Annotated in this window: 17 protein-coding genes; 15 read left to right on the plus strand and 2 right to left on the minus strand. The window is 58.2% G+C overall.

All coding sequences use genetic code 11. The annotated features are described in order from the left end of the window. Positions 1-258: 258 nt before the first annotated feature. From B723_RS18485 to B723_RS18500, 4 genes are read left to right on the plus strand one after another with little or no spacing between them, the layout of a single operon-like run. A complete protein-coding gene (locus B723_RS18485) occupies positions 259-573 on the plus strand; it encodes a DUF485 domain-containing protein (RefSeq protein WP_017338133.1) in 315 nt (104 codons plus the stop codon). Continuing rightward, positions 570-2243 (plus strand): cation/acetate symporter ActP, encoded by a 1674-nt coding sequence (actP, locus tag B723_RS18490; protein ID WP_017338134.1) that lies wholly within the window; start codon positions 570-572, stop codon positions 2241-2243. Before B723_RS18485 ends, actP begins: the two co-directional genes overlap by 4 nt. A 57-nt stretch (positions 2244-2300) precedes the next feature. Then, positions 2301-2855: a cytochrome b gene (locus B723_RS18495; RefSeq protein ID WP_017338135.1), complete on the plus strand. Its 555-nt coding sequence runs from the start codon at positions 2301-2303 to the stop codon at positions 2853-2855. A gap of 3 nt (positions 2856-2858) precedes the next feature. Further along, the gene (locus B723_RS18500; protein ID WP_017338136.1) at positions 2859-3851 is read left to right on the plus strand and encodes an NAD(P)H-dependent flavin oxidoreductase; all 993 of its coding nucleotides are present in this window, start codon (positions 2859-2861) and stop codon (positions 3849-3851) included. Between the two features lie 228 nt (positions 3852-4079). Here B723_RS18500 and B723_RS18505 read toward each other — a convergent pair whose 3' ends face one another. Then, a complete protein-coding gene (locus B723_RS18505) occupies positions 4080-4967 on the minus strand; it encodes a LysR family transcriptional regulator (protein WP_031318761.1) in 888 nt (295 codons plus the stop codon). 112 nt (positions 4968-5079) lie between these two features. Between B723_RS18505 and B723_RS18510 the strand changes: the two genes are divergently transcribed. The 5 genes from B723_RS18510 to B723_RS18530 all read left to right on the plus strand — a co-directional run bounded on the left by B723_RS18510 (position 5080) and on the right by B723_RS18530 (position 10340). Then, positions 5080-5754, plus strand: coding sequence for an MOSC domain-containing protein (locus B723_RS18510; RefSeq protein WP_017338138.1), 675 nt, complete (start codon positions 5080-5082; stop codon positions 5752-5754). 199 nt (positions 5755-5953) lie between these two features. After that, positions 5954-7471, plus strand: coding sequence for a CoA-acylating methylmalonate-semialdehyde dehydrogenase (locus B723_RS18515; protein WP_017338139.1), 1518 nt, complete (start codon positions 5954-5956; stop codon positions 7469-7471). A 120-nt stretch (positions 7472-7591) separates the two neighbouring features. Then, the gene (locus B723_RS18520) at positions 7592-7981 is read left to right on the plus strand and encodes a tautomerase family protein (RefSeq protein WP_017338140.1); all 390 of its coding nucleotides are present in this window, start codon (positions 7592-7594) and stop codon (positions 7979-7981) included. Between the two features lie 67 nt (positions 7982-8048). Next, positions 8049-9098: an NAD(P)H-dependent flavin oxidoreductase gene (locus B723_RS18525; RefSeq protein ID WP_017338141.1), complete on the plus strand. Its 1050-nt coding sequence runs from the start codon at positions 8049-8051 to the stop codon at positions 9096-9098. A gap of 114 nt (positions 9099-9212) precedes the next feature. Further along, positions 9213-10340 carry a GGDEF domain-containing protein gene (locus B723_RS18530; protein WP_031318764.1) on the plus strand — a complete coding sequence of 376 codons (1128 nt, stop codon included), beginning with the start codon at positions 9213-9215 and terminating at the stop codon, positions 10338-10340. Between the two features lie 12 nt (positions 10341-10352). On the opposite strand, the gene B723_RS18535 is transcribed toward B723_RS18530, so the two are convergent. Next, positions 10353-11357 (minus strand): AraC family transcriptional regulator, encoded by a 1005-nt coding sequence (locus B723_RS18535; protein ID WP_017338143.1) that lies wholly within the window; start codon positions 11355-11357, stop codon positions 10353-10355. 248 nt (positions 11358-11605) lie between these two features. Between B723_RS18535 and B723_RS18540 the strand changes: the two genes are divergently transcribed. From B723_RS18540 to B723_RS18560, 6 genes are all read left to right on the plus strand, one after another. Further along, complete coding sequence (locus B723_RS18540) at positions 11606-12352, plus strand: EAL domain-containing protein (protein WP_017338144.1); 747 nt, start codon at positions 11606-11608, stop codon at positions 12350-12352. 112 nt (positions 12353-12464) lie between these two features. Further along, complete coding sequence (treS, locus tag B723_RS18545; protein WP_017338145.1) at positions 12465-14531, plus strand: maltose alpha-D-glucosyltransferase; 2067 nt, start codon at positions 12465-12467, stop codon at positions 14529-14531. A 26-nt stretch (positions 14532-14557) separates the two neighbouring features. Continuing rightward, positions 14558-15718: a colicin E5-related ribonuclease gene (locus B723_RS18550; RefSeq protein ID WP_017338146.1), complete on the plus strand. Its 1161-nt coding sequence runs from the start codon at positions 14558-14560 to the stop codon at positions 15716-15718. 2 nt (positions 15719-15720) lie between these two features. After that, on the plus strand, positions 15721-16050 hold the full coding sequence (locus B723_RS18555) for a colicin immunity protein (protein WP_017338147.1): 330 nt from the start codon (positions 15721-15723) through the stop codon (positions 16048-16050). A 247-nt stretch (positions 16051-16297) separates the two neighbouring features. Further along, positions 16298-16588, plus strand: a complete 291-nt coding sequence (locus B723_RS33035) for a hypothetical protein (protein ID WP_144425250.1) — start codon at positions 16298-16300, stop codon at positions 16586-16588. Between the two features lie 1431 nt (positions 16589-18019). Beyond that, positions 18020-19210: a carboxylate-amine ligase gene (locus B723_RS18560; protein WP_017339300.1), complete on the plus strand. Its 1191-nt coding sequence runs from the start codon at positions 18020-18022 to the stop codon at positions 19208-19210. The last annotated feature ends 245 nt before the right edge of the window (positions 19211-19455 follow it).

Genomic DNA, 19455 nt, shown 5'->3' on the forward strand with positions numbered 1-19455 from the left:
AATTCACCTATCTCTAAAAGCAATAACTGACTCGAATAATACACGTTGAGGAGATTGGGTTTCGCAAATCGCAATGGCAAGAATAGGCAATGGCTGGTTCATCAAAACAGATCACAAGCATCATTAATGATCGTTTTACATGATTCGGTGCCAGGCATAGGTTGAGGGTGCAAATACCCCGCAGCCAGTGGCAAATCGAGTCTTCGAATTGAGGCTGTGGAACAACAATAAACGCTTCCACTGCTACACGGAGTCAACGTGAACCATGCAATCGAATCAGCCAGAATTCGCAACCATCCCCGGTATCAGGAATTGGTCTCAAGGCAGCGAAGGTTCGTCGCTTGTCTTGTCGCCGCCACCCTCGTTCCTTACTTCACGTTCATCCTCATCGCCGCGTTCGCGCCGCACCTGCTGGCGCAGAAGCTTTCTGCGACCAGCGTCATCAACATAGGCTGGCCGCTTGGCGTTGCCTTCATCGTCGGGGCCTGGTTGTTTACGGGCCTGTACATCCTTCGGGCCAATGGTGAGTTCGACGCCCTCACCACAGAAATTCGCGAAGGAGCCATCGTATGAAAACCCTTCTTCGCTACCTCATTGTTCCTGCTCTCCTGAGCGCGGCAGCCACGTGCGCCTCGGCGGCCGACACCTTGCAGGCGGTTGAAAAACAACCCCTCAACATCACCGCCATTGCGATGTTCCTCGTCTTCGTGCTGACGACGTTGGGCATTACTTACTGGGCGGCCAACAAGACCAAGTCGATGGACGATTTCTACAACGCCGGCGGCGGCATCACAGGCTTCCAGAACGGCCTGGCGCTGGCCGGGGACTACATGTCGGCGGCTGCGTTACTGGGTGTCACCAGCATGATTTTCTTCAACGGCTTCGATGGGGTGCTGTACTCGATCAGCTTCTTCGTTGCCTGGCCATTGCTGTTGTTCCTGTTTGCCGAGCGCATCCGCAATCTGGGGCGTATTACGCTCTCGGACATTGCGTCTTTTCGACTCGATCAAAACCGGATTCGCACCCTGACAGCCTTCGGTTCGTTGACCGTGGTGTGCTTCTATCTGGTGGTGCAGATGGTGGGCGCAGGGCAGTTGATCCAGCTGCTGTTCGGTCTGCCCTACAACTATGCGGTGATCGCGGTCGGGTTGTTGATGGCGGTCTACGTCACGTTTGGCGGGATGGTCGCCACCACGTGGGTGCAGATCATCAAGGCCGGGCTGTTGCTGGTGGGCGGAACCTTGCTGGCGGTATTGGCGCTGAGCAAGTTCGGGTTTTCCTTCGAACAGTTGTTCACTCAGGCGGTGGCCGCTCATCACGATGGTGAACTGATCCTGCTGCCCAGCAAACTGGTGGCCGATCCGTTGGCGCTGATCTCGCTGTCCCTGGGCCTGGTGTTCGGCACGGCCGGATTGCCGCATATCCTCATGCGTTTTTTCACCGTGCCGGATGCACGGCAAGCGCGTAAATCGGTGTTCATCGCGACGGGTTTCATCGGCTTCTTCTACCTGATCGTTGCGGTGCTCGGGCTGGCGGCGATCGTGATCGTCGGGCGCGATCCGGCGTTCTACGAGTCCGGCATTCTGGGTGGCAAGCTCATCGGCGGTGGCAACATGCCGGTGATGCACCTGGCCAAAGCGGTGGGGGGCGACCTGTTACTGGGCTTCATCTCCGCGGTTGCGTTTGCCACGATCCTGGCGGTGGTCTCCGGACTGACGATGGCGGGGACCTCGGCGATTTCCCATGACCTCTACGTCATGGTCTTCAAGAAAGGCCGGGCCGAAGCGAAAGACGAGCGCCGTGTTTCGCGGATCGCTTCGGTCGGCATCGGTATCGTTGCGGTGGTGCTGGGCATCCTGTTCAAGGACCAGAACATCGCCTTCCTGGTGGCGCTGACGTTTGGCGTAGCGGCCTCGGTCAACTTCCCGATTCTCGCGCTTTCGATGTACTGGAAAGGGCTGACGACGCGAGGGGCATTGATCGGTGGCATCGCCGGACTGGTGAGCTCGGTCAGCCTGGTGATTCTCTCGCCGGCGGTGTGGGTCAAGGTGCTGGGCAACCCCGAGGCTATTTTCCCCTTCGACTACCCGGCGATCATTTCGATGAACGTGGCGTTCTTCTTTACCTGGCTTGGCTCGGTCACCGATCGCAGCAGCGAGGCCGTGCTGGAGCGGGAGCGTTTCGATGACCAACTCATCCGTGCCCAGACCGGCCTCGGGGCCTCGCAGGCTGTCAATCATTAAGACACAGCCCGTCATTTTCCTATCCTGATTTGCGCACTCTGCCAAAAGGAGTCTGCCATGCAACTTCGAGACAATGGCTTAAGGTTTTCACCCATCACCGTGGCGCTGCACTGGGTCGTGGCGCTGTCGCTGCTGGCGATCGTCGGCTTGCAGCTGATGATCGACCAGGCCTCCAGCGACGCCGCGCGGATGCCGCTTGCCCACATGCAAAACCTGGTGGGGCTGATTCTGTTTCTGGTGTCGGTCTATCGATTCTGGGCCAGGATCACCTCTTACCATCCGCTGCCCGTGGGCACGCCGAATCCCATCGAGGTCATCATCAGCCGTTCGGTTGCGGTGGCGCTCGCCCTGGCGATGGTGCTGCTGCCGATAGCAGTCTGGGCTTCCCGTTCGGCGGGCGGCGAGGCCGTGGTTTTGCCTGGAGGATTCTCCATTCCAACGCTCTTGCCCACTCACGCCGGACTCAAACATGTCGTTGATGTGCTGTTCGATATTGGCGCTTCGGCGTTTCTCGCGGGGCTGGCCTTGCATGTCTTCGGTGCGGTCAAGAATCACTTTCTCCTGAAGAACAACACGCTCAAGCGGATGCTTGGAAAACATGTGGAGCTGTGAGTCATGAACGAAGCCAGATCCGATTTTGCAGGAAACGCCATCACTCGACTGTGCGGCGTGAAGTACCCGATCTTTCTCGGTGGCATGGCAGCCATTTCCGGCCCGCAGCTCGTGGGGGCGGTGGCCAATGCCGGGGGGATGGGGGTGCTGGGCGGTTTGCGTCTGCCGCCGCTGACCTTGCGCCGGTGGATACAGGAAACCCGTGCACTGACCGATAAGCCTTTTGGTGTGAACCTTGTTCCACAGTTCGGCGGCCCGGACGTTTTCGAAGCGCAGTTTCAGGTGGTGCTGGAAGAAAAACCGCGACTGCTTTCACTGTTTTACGCCGAGGCCTATTCCGCCGACATGATTCCCCGAGCGAAGGACGCGGGGCTGACGGTCATGGTGCAGGTGGGGTCGGTTGAACTTGCCAGGATTGCCATTGCACAAGGCGCCGACATTCTCGTGGCGCAAGGCAGTGAAAGTGGCGGTCATTTGAACCGGGGCACCATCGGCATCATGCCGCTGTTGTCCTCAATCCTGGGTGTTTCGGAGGGGCGACCGGTCCTGGCCGCGGGCGGTATCGTGGCGGGCGATGATGTCCGGGCGCTGATGTCGCTCGGTGCGTCAGGTGTGGTGGTGGGCACGGCGTTTATCGCCACCGACGAGTCGAATGCGCACCCGCTCTACAAACAAAAGATCGTGGAAGCGACGACGGATGACACCGAGTACCGGACCGGTTATTCGTTCGGCTGGACCTACGGTACGCCTCACCGGGTGATCCCCAATCGGGACAAGTGGAACCTGCTGCGCTTCATCGGCGGCGGCGCCCGGGCGATCGACAAACCGCGGATGGCGAAAAAGCTGTCGCTGTACGCGGGGCAGGGGGTGGGCAAGATTCACAGTGTCGTCCCGGCGGCCGAGCGCGTGGTTGAGCTGGCCTCCGGGCTGCCGATGACAACAAGCCGGTTGCCAATGGAGGAGGGTGAAGCCGTCAACTTTGCCGCTAAAGCCTAATACTGATCACTTAAGTGCGGGCTCCACACAATTGTGGCGAGGGGATTTATCCCCGTTCGGCTGCGAAGCAGTCGCCAATCCGGACAATTCAATCTAATTGGCCGGACGCTGGGGCCGCTTCGCGACCCAACGGGGCGGTGCGACGTTTCGCTAAATCCCTTCACCACAGATTTCTTGCCTGCCTGAAGATTTTCTTAAGTGAACAACATTCTGGTCATTGCCGGCTATTCACGCCACCGCCGGCCGGGCGATCTGGTTTTGTGCCAGGCCGATGAACGCGCTCATGGCCGAGGTGATCATCGTGTCGTTTCGGCGGATGAAGACGGTCGAGACGTTGGCGAATTCCGGCGGGAGCGTGTGGCAACGAATGGCATGCCGTACGCTGCAATTTTCCGCGATGGCCTTGGGCAGCAAGGTCACGCCCATGCCGGCGGCGACGCACGACAGGATACCGTCGAGGGTGCCCAGTTCCATGATCTGGTTGGGCACCAGCCCGACCTGATAAAACCAGTTTTCCAGGGTGGAGCGGTAGAAGCAGCCGGTGCGGAAGACCAGTACGGTTTGCTGCGGGATTTTCTCGATCAGCGCCGGCAGTGACGGGAACTGATTGCTGCTGACCAGCACCAGTTCTTCCTGGAAAACCTCTTCCTGGGTCAGCGCCGAATTCTGGTGGAATCCGCCGACGAATGCGCCGTCGAGTCGATGCGCTTCAATCGCCTTGATCAGTTCGGAAGTGGTCCCGGTCAACAGCGACAACTGAACCTCGGGGTATTTCTCGCGGTACTTCGTCAGCACTTGCGGCAAGCGGATGGCGGCGGTGGTTTCCATTGAGCCCAACCGCAGCAGGCCCGCCGGAATGCCGGTATCCATCAGGGCGTTGCGACTCTCTTCTGTCAGTTGCAGGATGCGCCGCGCATACCCGAGGAAGGTCTGGCCCGCCGAGGTGAGCACCACCCCGGACTTTTTGCGGATGAACAGTTCCCGGTTCAGTTCGGCTTCCAGCTCCTTCACCCGCATGGTGACATTGGACTGCACCGTATTCACATTGACGGCGGCCGCAGTGAAGCTGCCAAGCTCGGCAACCGCGCAGAAAATCTTCAGTTGGCGCATTTCCATGATCTTGCCACCTATCATAAAAAGTGATGAATAGCATCACGAGTCATCATTTTACGATCATTGTCGACGGTTAGTAAAGTCAACAAAACAGACGAATGAGCGCTGCCGGACGATGAACCTGACTTCAAGAATTGACCATGTCTTTGCCGGCGGCATGGGCGTCCTGATGCCTGAAGGGCAACGTTCAGGCATCTTCAAACAGCGACGTGCCGGCCCCGCTCGCGTGGAGGTCCAGGGGATTGTCGGAGATGAGCACGCCGATCGCCGGGTTCACGGCGGTCCGGAAAAAGCAGTTCATCACTATGCGGCAGAAAACTATCAGCGCCTGGCGCAGGCCTTTGCACAGTGCGCCCCGGAACTGATCCCGGGCAGCCTCGGGGAAAACCTCTCAGCGCTCGGGCTCTCTGAGCGAAACGTGCACATCGGCGACGTGTTCCAGATGGGCAGTGCGGTGTTGCAAGTCTCTCAGCCACGCAGCCCGTGCTGGAAAATCAACCATCGTTTTGACGCCGAACGCATGTCGATGCATGTCGCCAAAGAGCGCATCACCGGTTGGTATTACCGGGTGCTTCAACCGGGATTTATCGAGGCCGGGGACACGATTGAACTGCTGGAACGGCAGACGCAGCGCTTTTCCATCGATGAGTTCTGGCAGGTGCAGCTGTCGCACCGGCCAGTGATCGACGACCTGCTCGCGCTGGCCGCCATCCGTGGCCTGGCCGAGGACTGGAAGCGACGCCTGTCGGAGCGGGCGAAATGGCTGCAAAAAGCTGTTCAAGACAAATAACTGTCCGCCCGTAGCGAGGGCGCTTGCTCCATCGCCATCAAAACAGCTTCACCATTTGTGATCACCAGAATCATTAATCATCATTTTACATGATCCAAAGGCTGGCCTACTTTGACCCTGAGGCGCGCCGACAGGACCGCCTGGCAATCCCGAACAACAAAAAGAGATGGTCCTTATCCACCACCAGGGGACACCCGCCATGAGCACCCAGCCAGCAGACATCGCACATTACATTCACGGCCGCGTGACGCACGGTTCTTCGGGCCGCACGCAGAACGTCACCAACCCCGCCCTCGGCTCCGTCATCGGCAAAGTTGCGCTCGCCAATGCCGCTGAAGTCGACGCAGCGGTGAAGTCGGCGGCACAGGCTTTTCCGGCCTGGTCGGCGCTGCCGCCACTGCGTCGGGCACGCATCATGTTCAAGTTCCTGGCGCTGCTCAACGAGCACCGCGACACCCTGGCGCGCATGATCACCGCCGAGCATGGCAAGGTCTTCACCGATGCCCAGGGTGAAGTGACACGCGGCATCGAGGTCGTCGAGTTCGCCTGCGGCATCCCGCAATTGCTCAAGGGTGACTACACCGAGCAGGTCTCGACCAACATCGACAACTGGACCATGCGCCAGCCGCTGGGCGTGGTGGCCGGCATCACCCCGTTCAACTTCCCGGTAATGGTGCCGATGTGGATGTTCCCGGTGGCCATCGCCTGCGGCAACACCTTCGTGCTCAAGCCAAGCCCGATCGACCCGTCGCCCTCGTTGCTGATCGCCGAACTGTTCAAGGAAGCCGGGCTTCCCGACGGCGTGTTTAACGTCGTGCAGGGCGACAAGGAAGCGGTGGATGCGCTGATCGATCACCCGGACGTCAAAGCCGTGAGTTTTGTCGGCTCAACGCCGATTGCCAATTACATCTATGAAACGGGCGCCCGCCACGGCAAGCGTGTGCAGGCGCTCGGGGGCGCGAAGAACCACATGGTAGTGATGCCGGACGCCGACATCGATCAAGTGGTGGACGCGCTGATCGGCGCGGCATTCGGCTCTGCCGGCGAGCGTTGCATGGCGATCTCGGTGGCGGTTTTTGTCGGGGATGTCGCGGACAAGGTGATGCCCAAACTGGTGGAACGCACCCGCGCGCTCAAAGTCCTCGAGGGCATGAACCTGGCCGCGGAGATGGGCCCGATCGTGTCGCAAGTCGCGTTGCAGCGCATCACCGGGTACATCGAACAAGGCATTGAAGAAGGCGCAGAACTGCTGGTCGACGGCCGTGGTTTTGACGGTGCTCAGGCTGGCGCGAACTGTGCCGAAGGGTTCTGGCTCGGTGGCACGGTGTTCGACCATGTCACGCCCGAGATGAAAATCTACAAAGAGGAGATCTTCGGCCCGGTGCTCGCGTGCATGCGCGTCAAGGATTTTGCCGAGGCGGTCAATCTGGTCAACGCCCACGAGTTCGGCAATGGCACCGCCTGCTACACCCGTGACGGCCACATCGCCCGTGAATTCGCCAGCCGCATTCAGGTCGGCATGGTTGGCATCAACGTGCCGATTCCAGTGCCGATGGCGTGGCATGGCTTCGGCGGCTGGAAGCGTTCGCTGTTCGGTGACACACACGCCTATGGCGAAGAGGGCGTGCGCTTCTACACCAAGCAGAAGTCGATCATGCAACGCTGGCCGAACAGCATCGCCAAGGGCGCTGAGTTCGCCATGCCGACGTCCAAGTAATACGGTTTCTGCTCCACAGGTTTGGGGTTGGGTGACGTGTTGGCACGGGCTGGCACGGCATCTTTTTTCCCAGGGGGGGCGAATTTCTCGCCCCCGGTTTTTTCGCACAGGTGAATCGCTATGCCGTTGCTCAAGTTCGACATCCTCCAGGGGCGCAATGACGAGCAGCTCAAGACGCTTCTGGACGCGACCCATCAGGCGATGGTCGAGGCCTTTGAAGTGCCCGCCAGTGATCGCTATCAATGCGTCACCCAACACCGTCCCGGTGAGTTGGTGCTGCACGACACGGGATTGGGCTACACGCGCTCGGCCAATGTGGTGTTGCTGACGGTGATTTCGCGACCGCGCTCACAAGCGCAGAAGGCCGCGTTTTACCGCTTGCTGGCCGAGAGACTACGTGCCGATTGCGGCTTGTCGCCCGATGACCTGATTGTTTCGCTGGTGGAAAATGCCGATTCGGACTGGTCCTTCGGCCGGGGACGGGCGCAATTCCTGACCGGCGAACTGTAGCGCCGGGCAGCGCCGAGTGCTCAGGCACCATCGGTTTTACTCACACTCATCACGTACAGGTGCTGTCATGTCCAGTCCACTGCTGTCCCTTTTGAACATTCAACTGCCGATCCTTCAATCCCCCATGGTGGGCGTTTCCACACCCAGGCTCGCGGCAGCGGTGTCGAGTGCCGGCGGTCTGGGCTCCATCGGCATCGGGGCGAGCAGCGTCGAGCAGGCGCGGGCCATGATTCGAGAGACGGCGGCACTGACGGATAAACCCTTCAATGTGAACCTGTTCTGCCACCAGCCTGCCGTGCATGACAGCGCCCGAGAGGCTCAATGGCTGAGTTTCCTGACACCGTTTTTTGCCGAGTTCGGCGCCGCTGCGCCGTCGTCGCTGCGCGAGATCTACACCTCGTTCGTCGAAGACCCGGACATGCTGCAGATGCTGCTGGAAGAAAAACCGGCGGTGGTCAGCTTCCATTTTGGATTGCCCCCACAATCCGCCGTCGATGCGCTCAAGGACGCCGGCATCGTGCTCTTGTGCTCCGTAACGAGCCTGGCCGAAGCGCAGTTGGCGGAGCACGCCGGCGTGCATGCGCTGGTGGCTCAAGGTTACGAAGCCGGGGGCCATCGCGGTGTATTCGACCCGCAGCAGGACACGGAAATGGGCACGTTTGCGCTGGTGCGTGTGTTGACCCGCGCTTGCAGACTGCCGGTGATCGCGGCGGGTGGCATCATGGACGGCGCAGGCATCAAGGCGGTCATGCAACTGGGCGCCAGTGCAGCGCAGCTGGGCACGGCATTTATCCTCTGTCCTGAATCCTCCGCCAACAGCGCTTACCGTGAGGCCTTGAAGGGGCCGCGCGCACACCAAACCAAAGTCACCAGTGTGATTTCCGGCCGTCCTGCCCGTGGCATGGTCAATCGCAACTTCACCCTCCTTGCGACGGCTGCCACGGCACTGCCCGACTATCCGCTGACCTATGACGCCAACAAGGCGCTCAACGCTGCCGCGACCGCGCAGGCAAACACTGATTTTGCCGTGCAGTGGGCCGGGCAGGGCGCACCGCTGGCGCGTGAATTGCCGGCCGCAGCGCTGGTGAATCTGCTGGCGGCGGAAATGAAAGCCTGACTTGAGACATTGCTGCCTGCAGCGATTCAGAGGATCCGTCCGATCACCGAGTGAGTAGCCCTAAGCAATGTGCCACAATCGCATTCGTCGCAGCATCACGATCAGGCGGATGAAATGGATGGCCTTGGATTGCGGTTCGAAACGGAAGATTTAATCGTCAGTCAGGTGCGCACGGACCGATTGCACCAGCTGTTCCGCCAGTCGGTCTCGGCGGTTTTCGGCAGCTTTCTCGCGGTGTTGATGCTGTGCTGGCTGTGCTGGGAGCGTTTTGATCACACGGTCATCGCGTGGTGGATCGCGATACTGGCAGCGTCGTCGCTGTTGCGGATCTCGATGTTCATCGCCTATTTGCGCAGCCCCCCCAGTGAGCGCACCCCTGAGCGCTGGGAGCGCACGTATTGGGTCACGCTCGTATTGTCCGCCGGTATCTGGGGCGGGGGCGCGCTGATGGTCATGCCAGCCGATGACCTGTTGGCCCAGGCGCTGGTCATGCTGTTTTGCGTCGGGATGTCGGTCAGTGCGGTGTCCTGTTACTCGGCCTATCGCTACATGACGATCGTGTCCATTTCCCTGGTGTTGCTTCCTTGTACGATCTGGCTGTTGTTTCAAGCCTCGTCCTTGCAGGTCGGCATGGGAGTGGCGGTGCTGGTGTTCGCCTCCTTTGTATTCAGCGCGACGCGCAACCTGTCCGACGCACTGGAAACCGCCTTCCGTCTAACCCGTGAAATGGAGCAGGCACACAGTGTTTCCACGCGTGCCGCCCAGACCGATGAACTCACGGGCCTGATGAATCGCCGGGCTTTTTTCGAGCACGCGCAGCATCTATATGGCCACTGCAAGAACAACCAGTTGCCGCTGTGTGCCGTCATGCTGGACATGGATCACTTCAAGCACATCAATGACACCTACGGGCATCAGGTCGGGGATCAGGTGCTGCGGCAAATGGGGGCCGTCATCAGCCGTTCGTTTCGCGAAACCGACGTGTACGGGCGGTTGGGCGGGGAGGAGTTTGCCGTTTTGCTGCCGGACACGTCGATTGAAGTCGCACAGCACATTGCCGAGGAGCTCATCCAGTCGATCGCCGGCCTGATGACCGGGCCGGTCCATCGTATCTCGGCCAGCGGCGGTGTCGCCTCGATGAATGCCGACGATAACGATCTGCACAGTTTGATCAACAACGCGGACAAGGCGCTGTATCGAGCCAAGGCGCGCGGGCGCAATCAGGTCGCAGTGTCTGAATAGGCCGGCAGGTGGTCAGGACACTTCCCTGTAGCGTCCAGGCGTCATGCCGAACCAGCGTATGCAGGCTTTATGAAAGCTGCTCTGATCGCGAAAACCCAGCAGCGCGCCGATGTACTTCACACTGCGCGCTGAATTGCGCAGGAAGTTATGCGCGAGCATCAGTCGCGCTTCATCCTGCAGTGCCGAGAAGTGCATGTCTTCATTGCTCAAGCGCCGTTGCAGGCTGCGTGCACTCACGCCGACCGCCTGGGCGATCCGGTTCAGGTCGCTGGGCACGCCTTGGGCCAGCCGCTCGGAAAGCACCTGTCGAACACGTTCGGTCATTGAGCCGTTGAGCAGCAGGTTCAAGCGTGTGCGGGCGTATTCGACATGCAGGACATCCAGTGCAGGATCGGCCGTCGGCAATGCAATCGAGCAGTCGTCGAGGCTGAACGTCAGGCTGTTGTAAGACGCGCCGAATGACAGGTTGCTCCCGAGCAAGTGTTCCAGCCGGGTGGTATCCGCTGGTTTGGGGTAAGTAAAGGTCGCCGCCACGGGTTGCGGCTTGCGCTTGGGCAACAGCCAGTGCACCAGTCCCACGGTTTGCGCGGCACCGGCATCGATGAAGGCCCGGGGTGTCAGCGACGGCTGGGCGCTGATGTCGAAGCCGATCAGCTTCAGCGCTGTCGGTTCCTGGTCCAGGCACATATAGAAGCCATTGCAGATCAGCGATTGATAATCCACCAGCCGATGCAGCGCGGAGCCCAGCGTGGCGCAAGACATCACGGCGTAGCCCAGCACCTCCAGGTTCGCCGGATGCGCGCGGGCATAAGCCAGCAAACCAATGTCCGGGTTACCGGTACGTTTTTCCGCTTCAGCCATCACCTTATAGACCAGCTCCAGCCTGACGCCGTTGGGGTTTGCCCAGACCTCCTCGTTGCTGCTGCCGAACTCTTCGAGCAAGGTTTCCACGTTGGCGCCGGCGTCGGTCAAGACGTCGGCGAGCACCCGAAAACCGGTGCTGGTCATTCTGTGCATGATTCTTCCCGGCGTAATGGCTAATTGATGTCGCGCAAGCCGGCGCATGATCGCAATAAACAAATGGTCACAGTCGATTAACACAACCGACACGTTTCCAAGGACAAGCGAAAGGTATCCGGGAACACTTCCTGACCGGTCGGCGAGCGTCGATTATGGCCGGCAGTCAACGCTGCAGTTGCAGGAGCGCCGCGTGGCGTCGCCATATTCACCCGGCGGCAGGACGCCGCTTTGTCTACGGATGTGACATGCACAGAGTGAAGAATTTTTACAATGAACTGGCACAGGGCAAGTTGGTGTTGGCGTTTCAGCCGGTCGTCTGGTTGCCCGACAGTCGCCGGGTGCTGTACCAGGAAGGGCTGTTGCGGCATATCGATGCACAGGGCGAGGGGGTTTATCCTTTCGCCATGCTGGAAAAGCATCAGTTGATGCGTGAGCTTGACCGCAGCGTGGTGAGCTGCGTGATTGAACGTCTGCTGCAAAACGAACACCTGCGGCTGGGCTGCAACATCTCCGCGCAAAGCGCCATCGTTGACCACTACTGGCAACCGATTCTCATGCAATTGCGCGACACCCCTTCGGTGGCCGCGCGACTGGTGATTGAAGTGACCGAAAGCGCCACGCCGCCAAGCACCTCGGCGGCGATCGAATTCGTGTTGTGCCTGCGGGAGATGGGTTGCCGGGTGGCCATCGATGATTTTGGCTCGGGCCTGGGTACGCTGGAATTCATCCGGCAGACCCGGCCGGATATCGTCAAGATCGATCAGGGCTACCTCCAGCGCGCACGCCTGGAGACCAACAGCGCCCAGACCCTCGGTCATCTGGTGCAGCTGTGCAAGACGCTGGCGCCGTGCGTGATCATCGAGGGGATTGAATCCGAAGCCGATCGCGCCCTTGCCACTGCCTGCGGTAGCGAGTGGGGTCAGGGTTATCTCTTCGGCCGTCCGCAGATCGATGCGCTGGGAGCTTGGTGCCAACTGCAACCCGGAGCGTGATCACGCAGCACGATGCAACGAATGCCACGTCATGGCCTCATATGAAAACGAGCAGTGCCTTTGGTGCAGAAGGGCGGATGCCATTTTTTCATGACGAGAGGTGATTGTTTCCATGACGGCAGCTGAGAAAAACCATGTGGACTGGCTGGTCGAACAATCGATGCTGCATGCCGCAAGACAACGGGCCAGGCTCTACTCGGGGCAAGGCCGATTGTGGCAACAGCCCTATGCGCATACCCGGCCCCGTGACGCCTCGGCCCTCGCTTCGGTGTGGTTCACCGCGTACCCGGCGTCGATTGTCACCCGGGAAAACGGTACGGTGCTCGAAGCCCTGGGGGACGAAACCTTATGGCACGCCTTGTCGAGAATCGGTATCCAGGGCATTCACAACGGCCCGCTGAAAAGGTCTGGCGGCCTCTCGGGCACCCAACACACGCCCACCATTGACGGCAACTTCGACCGCATCAGTTTCGACATCGATCCACAGTTGGGCACCGAGGCGCAGCTGCAAGCGTTGGTGCGCATGGCTGCTGCGCACAATGCGGTGATCATCGACGACGTCATCCCGTCGCACACCGGCAAAGGCGCGGACTTTCGCCTGGCCGAGATGGCGTATGAAGACTATCCGGGGCTCTACCACATGGTGGAAATCCGCGAGGAAGACTGGCCGCTGCTGCCCGATGTTCTCGAGGGCCGCGACGCGCAGAACCTCAGTCCGCAGCAGGTCGATGTGCTGCGCGACAAGCATTACATCGTCGGCCAGTTGCAGCGGGTGATTTTCTTCGAGCCCGGAGTCAAGGAAACCGACTGGAGTGCGACACCGGTCGTGATCGGGGTCGATGGCAAACCGCGACGCTGGGTTTACCTGCATTACTTCAAGGAAGGGCAACCGTCGCTGAACTGGCTGGACCCGACCTTCGCCGCGCAGCAGATGATCATCGGCGACGCGCTGCACGCCATCGACGTGATGGGGGCGAAAATCCTGCGTCTGGACGCCAACGGTTTTCTCGGCGTTGAACGCAAGCTCGATGGCACCGCCTGGTCGGAAAGTCATCCCTTGTCGATCACCGGCAACCAGTTGCTGGCCGGGGCAATTCGCAAGGCGGGCGGTTTCAGTTTTCAGGAACTGAACCTGACCGTTGACGATATCGCCGCCATGTCCCACGGCGGGGCCGATCTTTCCTATGACTTCATCACCCGACCCGCTTACCAGCATGCGTTGCTGATGGGCGATACCGAATTCCTGCGCTTGATGCTGCGCCAGATGCACACCCTGGGCATCGACCCGGGCTCGCTGATCCACGCCTTGCAGAACCATGACGAACTGACCCTCGAACTGGTGCATTTCTGGACGCTGCACGCCCATGACACTTTCCTCTATCAGGGCCAGACCTTCCCCGGCAACATCTTGCGCGAGCACATTCGCGAGCAGATGTACGAACGCCTGGCCGGCGAACACGCACCGTATAACCTGAAATTCGTCACCAACGGCGTGTCCTGCACCACCGCCAGCATCATCACGGCAGCGCTGGGGATTCGTGACCTCGATGCCATTACCGCAGCGGATATCCAGCAGATCCGCCAGATTCATGTGCTGCTGGTGATGTACAACGCGATGCAGCCCGGCGTGTTCGCGTTGTCGGGTTGGGACCTCGTCGGCGCACTGCCGTTGCCGGCAGAGCAGGTCGCACATTTGATGCTCGACGGCGACACACGCTGGATTCATCGCGGCGCCTACGATCTGGTTGATCTCAATCCGGAAGCGGAGCTGTCGGAAGGTCAGATGCCGCGCCCGAAAACGCTTTACGGCAGCCTGACCAGTCAACTGAAAGACCATGACTCCTTTGCCTCGCAGCTGAAGCGAATCCTGGCGGCGCGCCGTTCCTATGATATTGCCGCGAGCCGTCAGATCCTGATCCCGGATGTCGAGCATCCGGGGTTGCTGATCATGGTCCACGAGCTGCCGGCCGGCAAAGGCACCCAGATCACCGCGCTGAACTTCGGTTCCACAGCGATCACCGAGACCCTGCACCTGCCCAATATTGCGCCGGGGCCGGTGGTCGACATCATCAATGAACGGGTCGAGGGTGATCTGACGCCTGAAGGGGAGTTCACGATTACGCTGGATGCTTATAAAGGGTTGGCACTGCGTGTGGTCAGCAGTTCGCCGATGATTTAGCCCTCCCAAGGCGATGTGGCGCGGGAATGATCGACGCGCCATATCGACGGTTTTGCTCTGATCCGCTTCACCTTTCGCTTCGAAACGGTAAACCCTCTTATGGGGAGAACAGCGAAGAAGCGCTGCACAAGCTTGCCGATTTGTTCCGTGTCGGGAGAGCATTGGGTAGCGGAACCGATACCGAAAAAGTGCGAGGTCAGCAGCTTGATCGCGAGCTGATGCGTCGGCTGGGCAACCGCAACGAACAAACCCGCGCCAACACCGTCAAGGCACTTCTTGGCGTAGTCGCACCGGGCGGGCAAGACAAGAATGTCGAGCTTGTCGCCCAGCGTTTGACGGATATGGCGGGGCAGGATCCCGACAAGGCAATGCAGGTTCTTGCGGTGATGTACCGGATGAATTTGCTACAACAGACCCAGCAAAACTTCGTACCGGTGGTGGTGGCGGGTACTGTGCTGTTGGGGGCGTTGGCTACTTCGCTCGCGGCCACGCAACTGCCTCCTGAACGGCAAGCAGAGATGCAGGCGGCAGTGTCGAGCGCGATAGACTCTATTGAGACGAACGTGCGCGATGTCAATCAGCGTGCTGAGATGGTCAAGCTGATCGTAGATGTCGCGCTTACCAACCTTGGGCTTCCGATTCATGTGCTTGACCCGAGGTTGAAGAAGTACGAAGGTCTGTTGGTTGAGGCGGGCAAGCAAAACCCGAGTAGCGGCGGTTATGCGGAGGGCGGGCAGGCCTCCACAACGCCCCATACCGGTGGAAGCCAATTGGATGGTCAGCAAGGCGGTAATGTTTATGTGACGCCGGGGCATCAGCTGAATCCGGGGGCGGTCTATAACGAAAGTACCAATGCTGACGGTGCAAAAGAGGCCGCTTCGGAAGGATTAGAAGCCACAAAGACGGGCAAAATTACTATTGACGGCAAAATTGGCGGTCAACTTGAAGCTCGAGGGTGGACTCAGCAAGAGGTCCAGGACGTCATTGATGAAGGGCCAGTGGGAACTACTGCTGACAACCGATCTGCGTCGAAGACGCCAGATGGATTGGCGAGAAGTGATCCGGCATCCGTGTATGGCTCAAAGAACGGGTATGTTGTAGTTAACGACCGGACTGGCGAAGTCGTGCAGATAAGCGGCAAAAATGACCCAGGGTGGATTCCGGATAGTCGAATTAAGTGGAAGTGAAAATGATCATTGATCTTCAGCAGCGCTACGACTCATCCGATGACTTCTTCAATCTTGGTGGAAGCGTTGTGATGAAGGTCTCAGCCGATGCAGCAGTTGCTATTTGTGAACGCGCTGCACAGCGCGGGTTAGTGGTCGCTCGAATCGAAGGAGGCATTTGGCATGCCCCTGGATTTGAGGCGCGGTTGGATTGTATTTGGGACGGAGTTGATCCCCCAGTCGATCAGAGAACGGCCGAACAAAACAATCGAGTAGCGGCTGAATTCGTGCGCACGGAACAGGCCGTGCATGATGTCTACGTGATTACGGCGCCTCGTATGTTGGGATGGTAAGCACGTCGCGTTTGCTGGCAGCAAGGAACACTTGAAGGTCCGGTAGTAGTGTTGGTGCAAAAGCGACAGGTGGTGCAGTAGAGCTAACATTTGACAAAGCTACCCGGACTTGGACAACCCCAGCAGGTCTAGACTATGGACAAGGATCGGTTCAAGGAAACAGAGTTTTGCATGTTTTAGAGCATGCGGAGCCGAATCCGGCCAAGACAACGCATAGCGTCTTTAAGTTGGCCCTGGGAACTCGTTTGTGTTTCCGAAAAGCTATTTGGATGAGCTTTACAAGTCGACAGGTGGGAATATTCGCGCCGTGGAAACGAAACTTAGCTTGCCTGCTGGTTATCTGGATAAGGCTCAGGCAGAGGTAATTGCTAAGCCAAATGTTCGCATGCCGTCAGGGAATGAAGTTGGTGCATTTCCTGGTTATTGGGTTCCTGGGGGGTATACTTCTGGTGGCGTACCAGAGGCTGTCATTCCCGGGCAGTTGCGAATTGATCAAGTCGCTGTAAAGGCTGTGAGGGAGTTGTTCAATGGAAATTGATTTGCCACTTGGTTATTGGTTGAAGAACACTAGTGAAGGGCATTTTTGCATCGGCTTTCAATATGGAGGGCACATGGGGGGGAATGTGAAATATTTCTTCCAAGGTCCAAGTTGCAAAAGTTTTGCTCTGATGACGAATGGCGTAATCAGACTATAAATCGATTTTACAAAATTGTTTTTCTAGCCATCCCAGAACTGAATGTGCCGATCCCTGAGACTGAAGCAAAAAAGGACGGCGTAGTTCCTGATGACTGGGCTTGAAATAAAAGTCGCAATAGAGTCGCAATAGAAAACAATAGGGTGTAAAAGCGACAGGTGGTGCAGTAGAGCTAACATTTGACAAAGCTACCCGGACTTGGACAACCCCAGCAGGTCTAGACTATGGACAAGGATCGGTTCAAGGAAACAGAGTTTTGCATGTTTTAGAGCATGCGGAGCCGAATCCGGCCAAGACAACGCATAGCGTCTTTAGTATGGACAGAAAAGAAATTTTAGGAACTGTCGATGAGGCATGGCTCAAGAAAGGTAGTCCCGTGGTAGGTGATCCGGGTGCATATGTTGTCCCGATGGGCCGAGCGATTGGTACTTCGGGAGAAACGAGTATTAAAAGTATTGTTCGGCCTGGGACCAATCAGGTCATTATCGCCTATCCTGTTAAATAGAGAAGTTTTATATGCTGTGTCCAAGGTGTGAGCAGGGAGATGTTGTCAAGGCTAGAATTGTAGCTAACGACACTTGCTTGTTCGTATGTCAAGAGTGCGAGGCCTCATGGTTTTTATACGAAAACATTGGGGTTAAGGCCTTTGTCGACTATGGGACTTATATGGAAAGTCTAGGACTGAAACCACTATGGAGTGAGTTGCAAATCATTCCTGAGTAGGTGCAAAAGGGTCGATCAAGAATAAAGTCATAGTAGGTAATAATGATCTGGCACCACTTCGAGTGGTGTGCGGGTCGAAGGGTATTTGACTCCCAATAAAATTGGCCATCCAAAGCGTTATGGGGCTTAGTGAAAATATGTTTCTCATGGGAAGACTCAGGTGGTGGGCTTTCCCCATATTGCAGGTCTAGCATCCTCAATGAAGATGGAGTCAGCCCGCTCGCTTGCTTGTTAAATGATGATGGCGGAATTTATTTTCTGGATACCAACGTATTTCCGTGACGAGCGTACCTGCGGTGTGAAAGGGATTCATCTATTTCTCCCGCGACAAAATGGGCTACCCAAAAGGTCGCCCGTTTTCATTCGCTCCACAGCCTGCGCCCGCAATACAGGTGTCGTGGGCCGCATTGCGAAAAAAACAAGAACTCCTGCGCCCAAATGCAGCCATAGCCTTAAGAACGCTAATTCTTGAATCCGGCAATGGCGCAGTTCTTCACCTCTCGCCCAATCACGGATTCACGACCGCAAGGCAGACCCCGTGAGGGCATTTGATGAACCCACACCTGAACTTCGGCATTGAAGAGGAATACTTCATCACTGACCTGCGCACCCGCCGCATGTCGGAGGATCCGCCCGGCGCAGCAATTGAGGCGTGCAAGGCTGCGTTAGGCCCGTGCTTTGCCTATGAGATGTTTAAAGGGCAGGTCGAAGTCGCGTCACCAATATTTACCGATGTTGCGCAAGCAGCCGAATACCTGGCTAACGTTCGCCAAACCTTGGGAAATGCGCTGGATCCTTATGGCCTGGGACTACTCAGTGTCGGCAGCCATCCGTTGGCGGACTGGCGTCTGCAACAGGCCACGGAGCAGGATCATTTTCTTCAACTGTTCGAAGACTTCCAGCGCGTCGCACGGCGCAGCCTGCTGTCCGGTCTGCACGTGCATGTTGAGGTGCCAAGGCATCTGGACCGTATCCACGTGATGAACGAAGTCTTGCCGTGGCTGCCGTTTTTGCTGGCCTTGAGCAGTTCATCACCGTTTTGGGACGGCGCCGACAGCGGCTTTGCGAGCTACCGGCAAACGGCTTGTGATGAATGGCCGCGGATGGGCGTTCCGGAGTTTCTTGAGGATCAAACTGCCTATGACGCTTACGTTGCACTGCTGATCCGTACCGGGACGATTCGGCAGGCTGGCGATGTCTGGTGGGGTTTGCGGCCGGCGGCGAAGTATCCGACCCTGGAGTTGCGGATGACGGATGCCTGTCCACGTCTGGATGATGCGTTGTGCATCGCCTCGTTTTTTCGGCTGGTGGTGGCGTATGCCATGGATCAACCGCGTCCCGGTTCTGCGTATTCGCAAACATCCCAATGGATTCTCAAGGAAAACCGCTGGCGGGCGAAACGCTACGGAACTCGGGCGTCGTTCATTATTGAAGGCTACGACCGGCCGTTCTCCATGGAGCAGTGGCTGTTCATGGCTGAACAGATATTGGGCGATGCGGCGCGAACACTGGGCGCAGAGTCGGTTTTTGCTCACATCAGGCAGATGCTTCGTGAAGGCACCAGTGCGCAACGACAACTGGGTGTTTACCAGCGAGCCTTGGGCAGTGGGGACGATGTTCAGGCTGCACTTTCGCAAGTGGTGGACCAACTGCTGACGGAAACGTCGCAAGCGCCATCTTTCGATCAAAGGATCCCCGGCAGCGGCAATCCCGGCAGGGCGTTGACAGGACAGGTGATCTGATCCGTATTTTTCTGCGTGATCTGCATCTGTTACGCATCAGGCCTGCGCCTCACAATGACAGCACGGTCCGCATTCGCAGTAGCCCTTGCACCGCATTCTCATTCCGTAGGAGGCTCCATGGCCAAGATGTCCCTTTTCCTGGGTGGTTTTCTGCTGTTAACCCTTTTGATCGGTGCCCTGGCGACGATCTCTCCCACTTAGTCCGTTTTGCCAGTCGGCAAAAAGCACAACGCCTCCACTTGGGA

It is taken from the genome of Pseudomonas fluorescens NCIMB 11764 (genome assembly GCF_000293885.2).
In the GTDB taxonomy this organism is placed as follows: domain Bacteria; phylum Pseudomonadota; class Gammaproteobacteria; order Pseudomonadales; family Pseudomonadaceae; genus Aquipseudomonas; species Aquipseudomonas fluorescens_B.

Coding starts and splice junctions, on each gene's coding strand:
- actP (WP_017338134.1), top strand. CDS start 570: ATGAAAACCCTTCTTCGCTACCTCATTGTTCCTGCTCTCCTGAGCGCG.
- B723_RS18495 (WP_017338135.1), top strand. CDS start 2,301: ATGCAACTTCGAGACAATGGCTTAAGGTTTTCACCCATCACCGTGGCG.
- B723_RS18500 (WP_017338136.1), top strand. CDS start 2,859: ATGAACGAAGCCAGATCCGATTTTGCAGGAAACGCCATCACTCGACTG.
- B723_RS18505 (WP_031318761.1), bottom strand. CDS start 4,967: ATGGAAATGCGCCAACTGAAGATTTTCTGCGCGGTTGCCGAGCTTGGC.
- B723_RS18510 (WP_017338138.1), top strand. CDS start 5,080: ATGAACCTGACTTCAAGAATTGACCATGTCTTTGCCGGCGGCATGGGC.
- B723_RS18515 (WP_017338139.1), top strand. CDS start 5,954: ATGAGCACCCAGCCAGCAGACATCGCACATTACATTCACGGCCGCGTG.
- B723_RS18520 (WP_017338140.1), top strand. CDS start 7,592: ATGCCGTTGCTCAAGTTCGACATCCTCCAGGGGCGCAATGACGAGCAG.
- B723_RS18525 (WP_017338141.1), top strand. CDS start 8,049: ATGTCCAGTCCACTGCTGTCCCTTTTGAACATTCAACTGCCGATCCTT.
- B723_RS18530 (WP_031318764.1), top strand. CDS start 9,213: ATGGATGGCCTTGGATTGCGGTTCGAAACGGAAGATTTAATCGTCAGT.
- B723_RS18535 (WP_017338143.1), bottom strand. CDS start 11,357: ATGCACAGAATGACCAGCACCGGTTTTCGGGTGCTCGCCGACGTCTTG.
- B723_RS18540 (WP_017338144.1), top strand. CDS start 11,606: ATGCACAGAGTGAAGAATTTTTACAATGAACTGGCACAGGGCAAGTTG.
- treS (WP_017338145.1), top strand. CDS start 12,465: ATGACGGCAGCTGAGAAAAACCATGTGGACTGGCTGGTCGAACAATCG.
- B723_RS18550 (WP_017338146.1), top strand. CDS start 14,558: ATGATCGACGCGCCATATCGACGGTTTTGCTCTGATCCGCTTCACCTT.
- B723_RS18555 (WP_017338147.1), top strand. CDS start 15,721: ATGATCATTGATCTTCAGCAGCGCTACGACTCATCCGATGACTTCTTC.
- B723_RS18560 (WP_017339300.1), top strand. CDS start 18,020: ATGAACCCACACCTGAACTTCGGCATTGAAGAGGAATACTTCATCACT.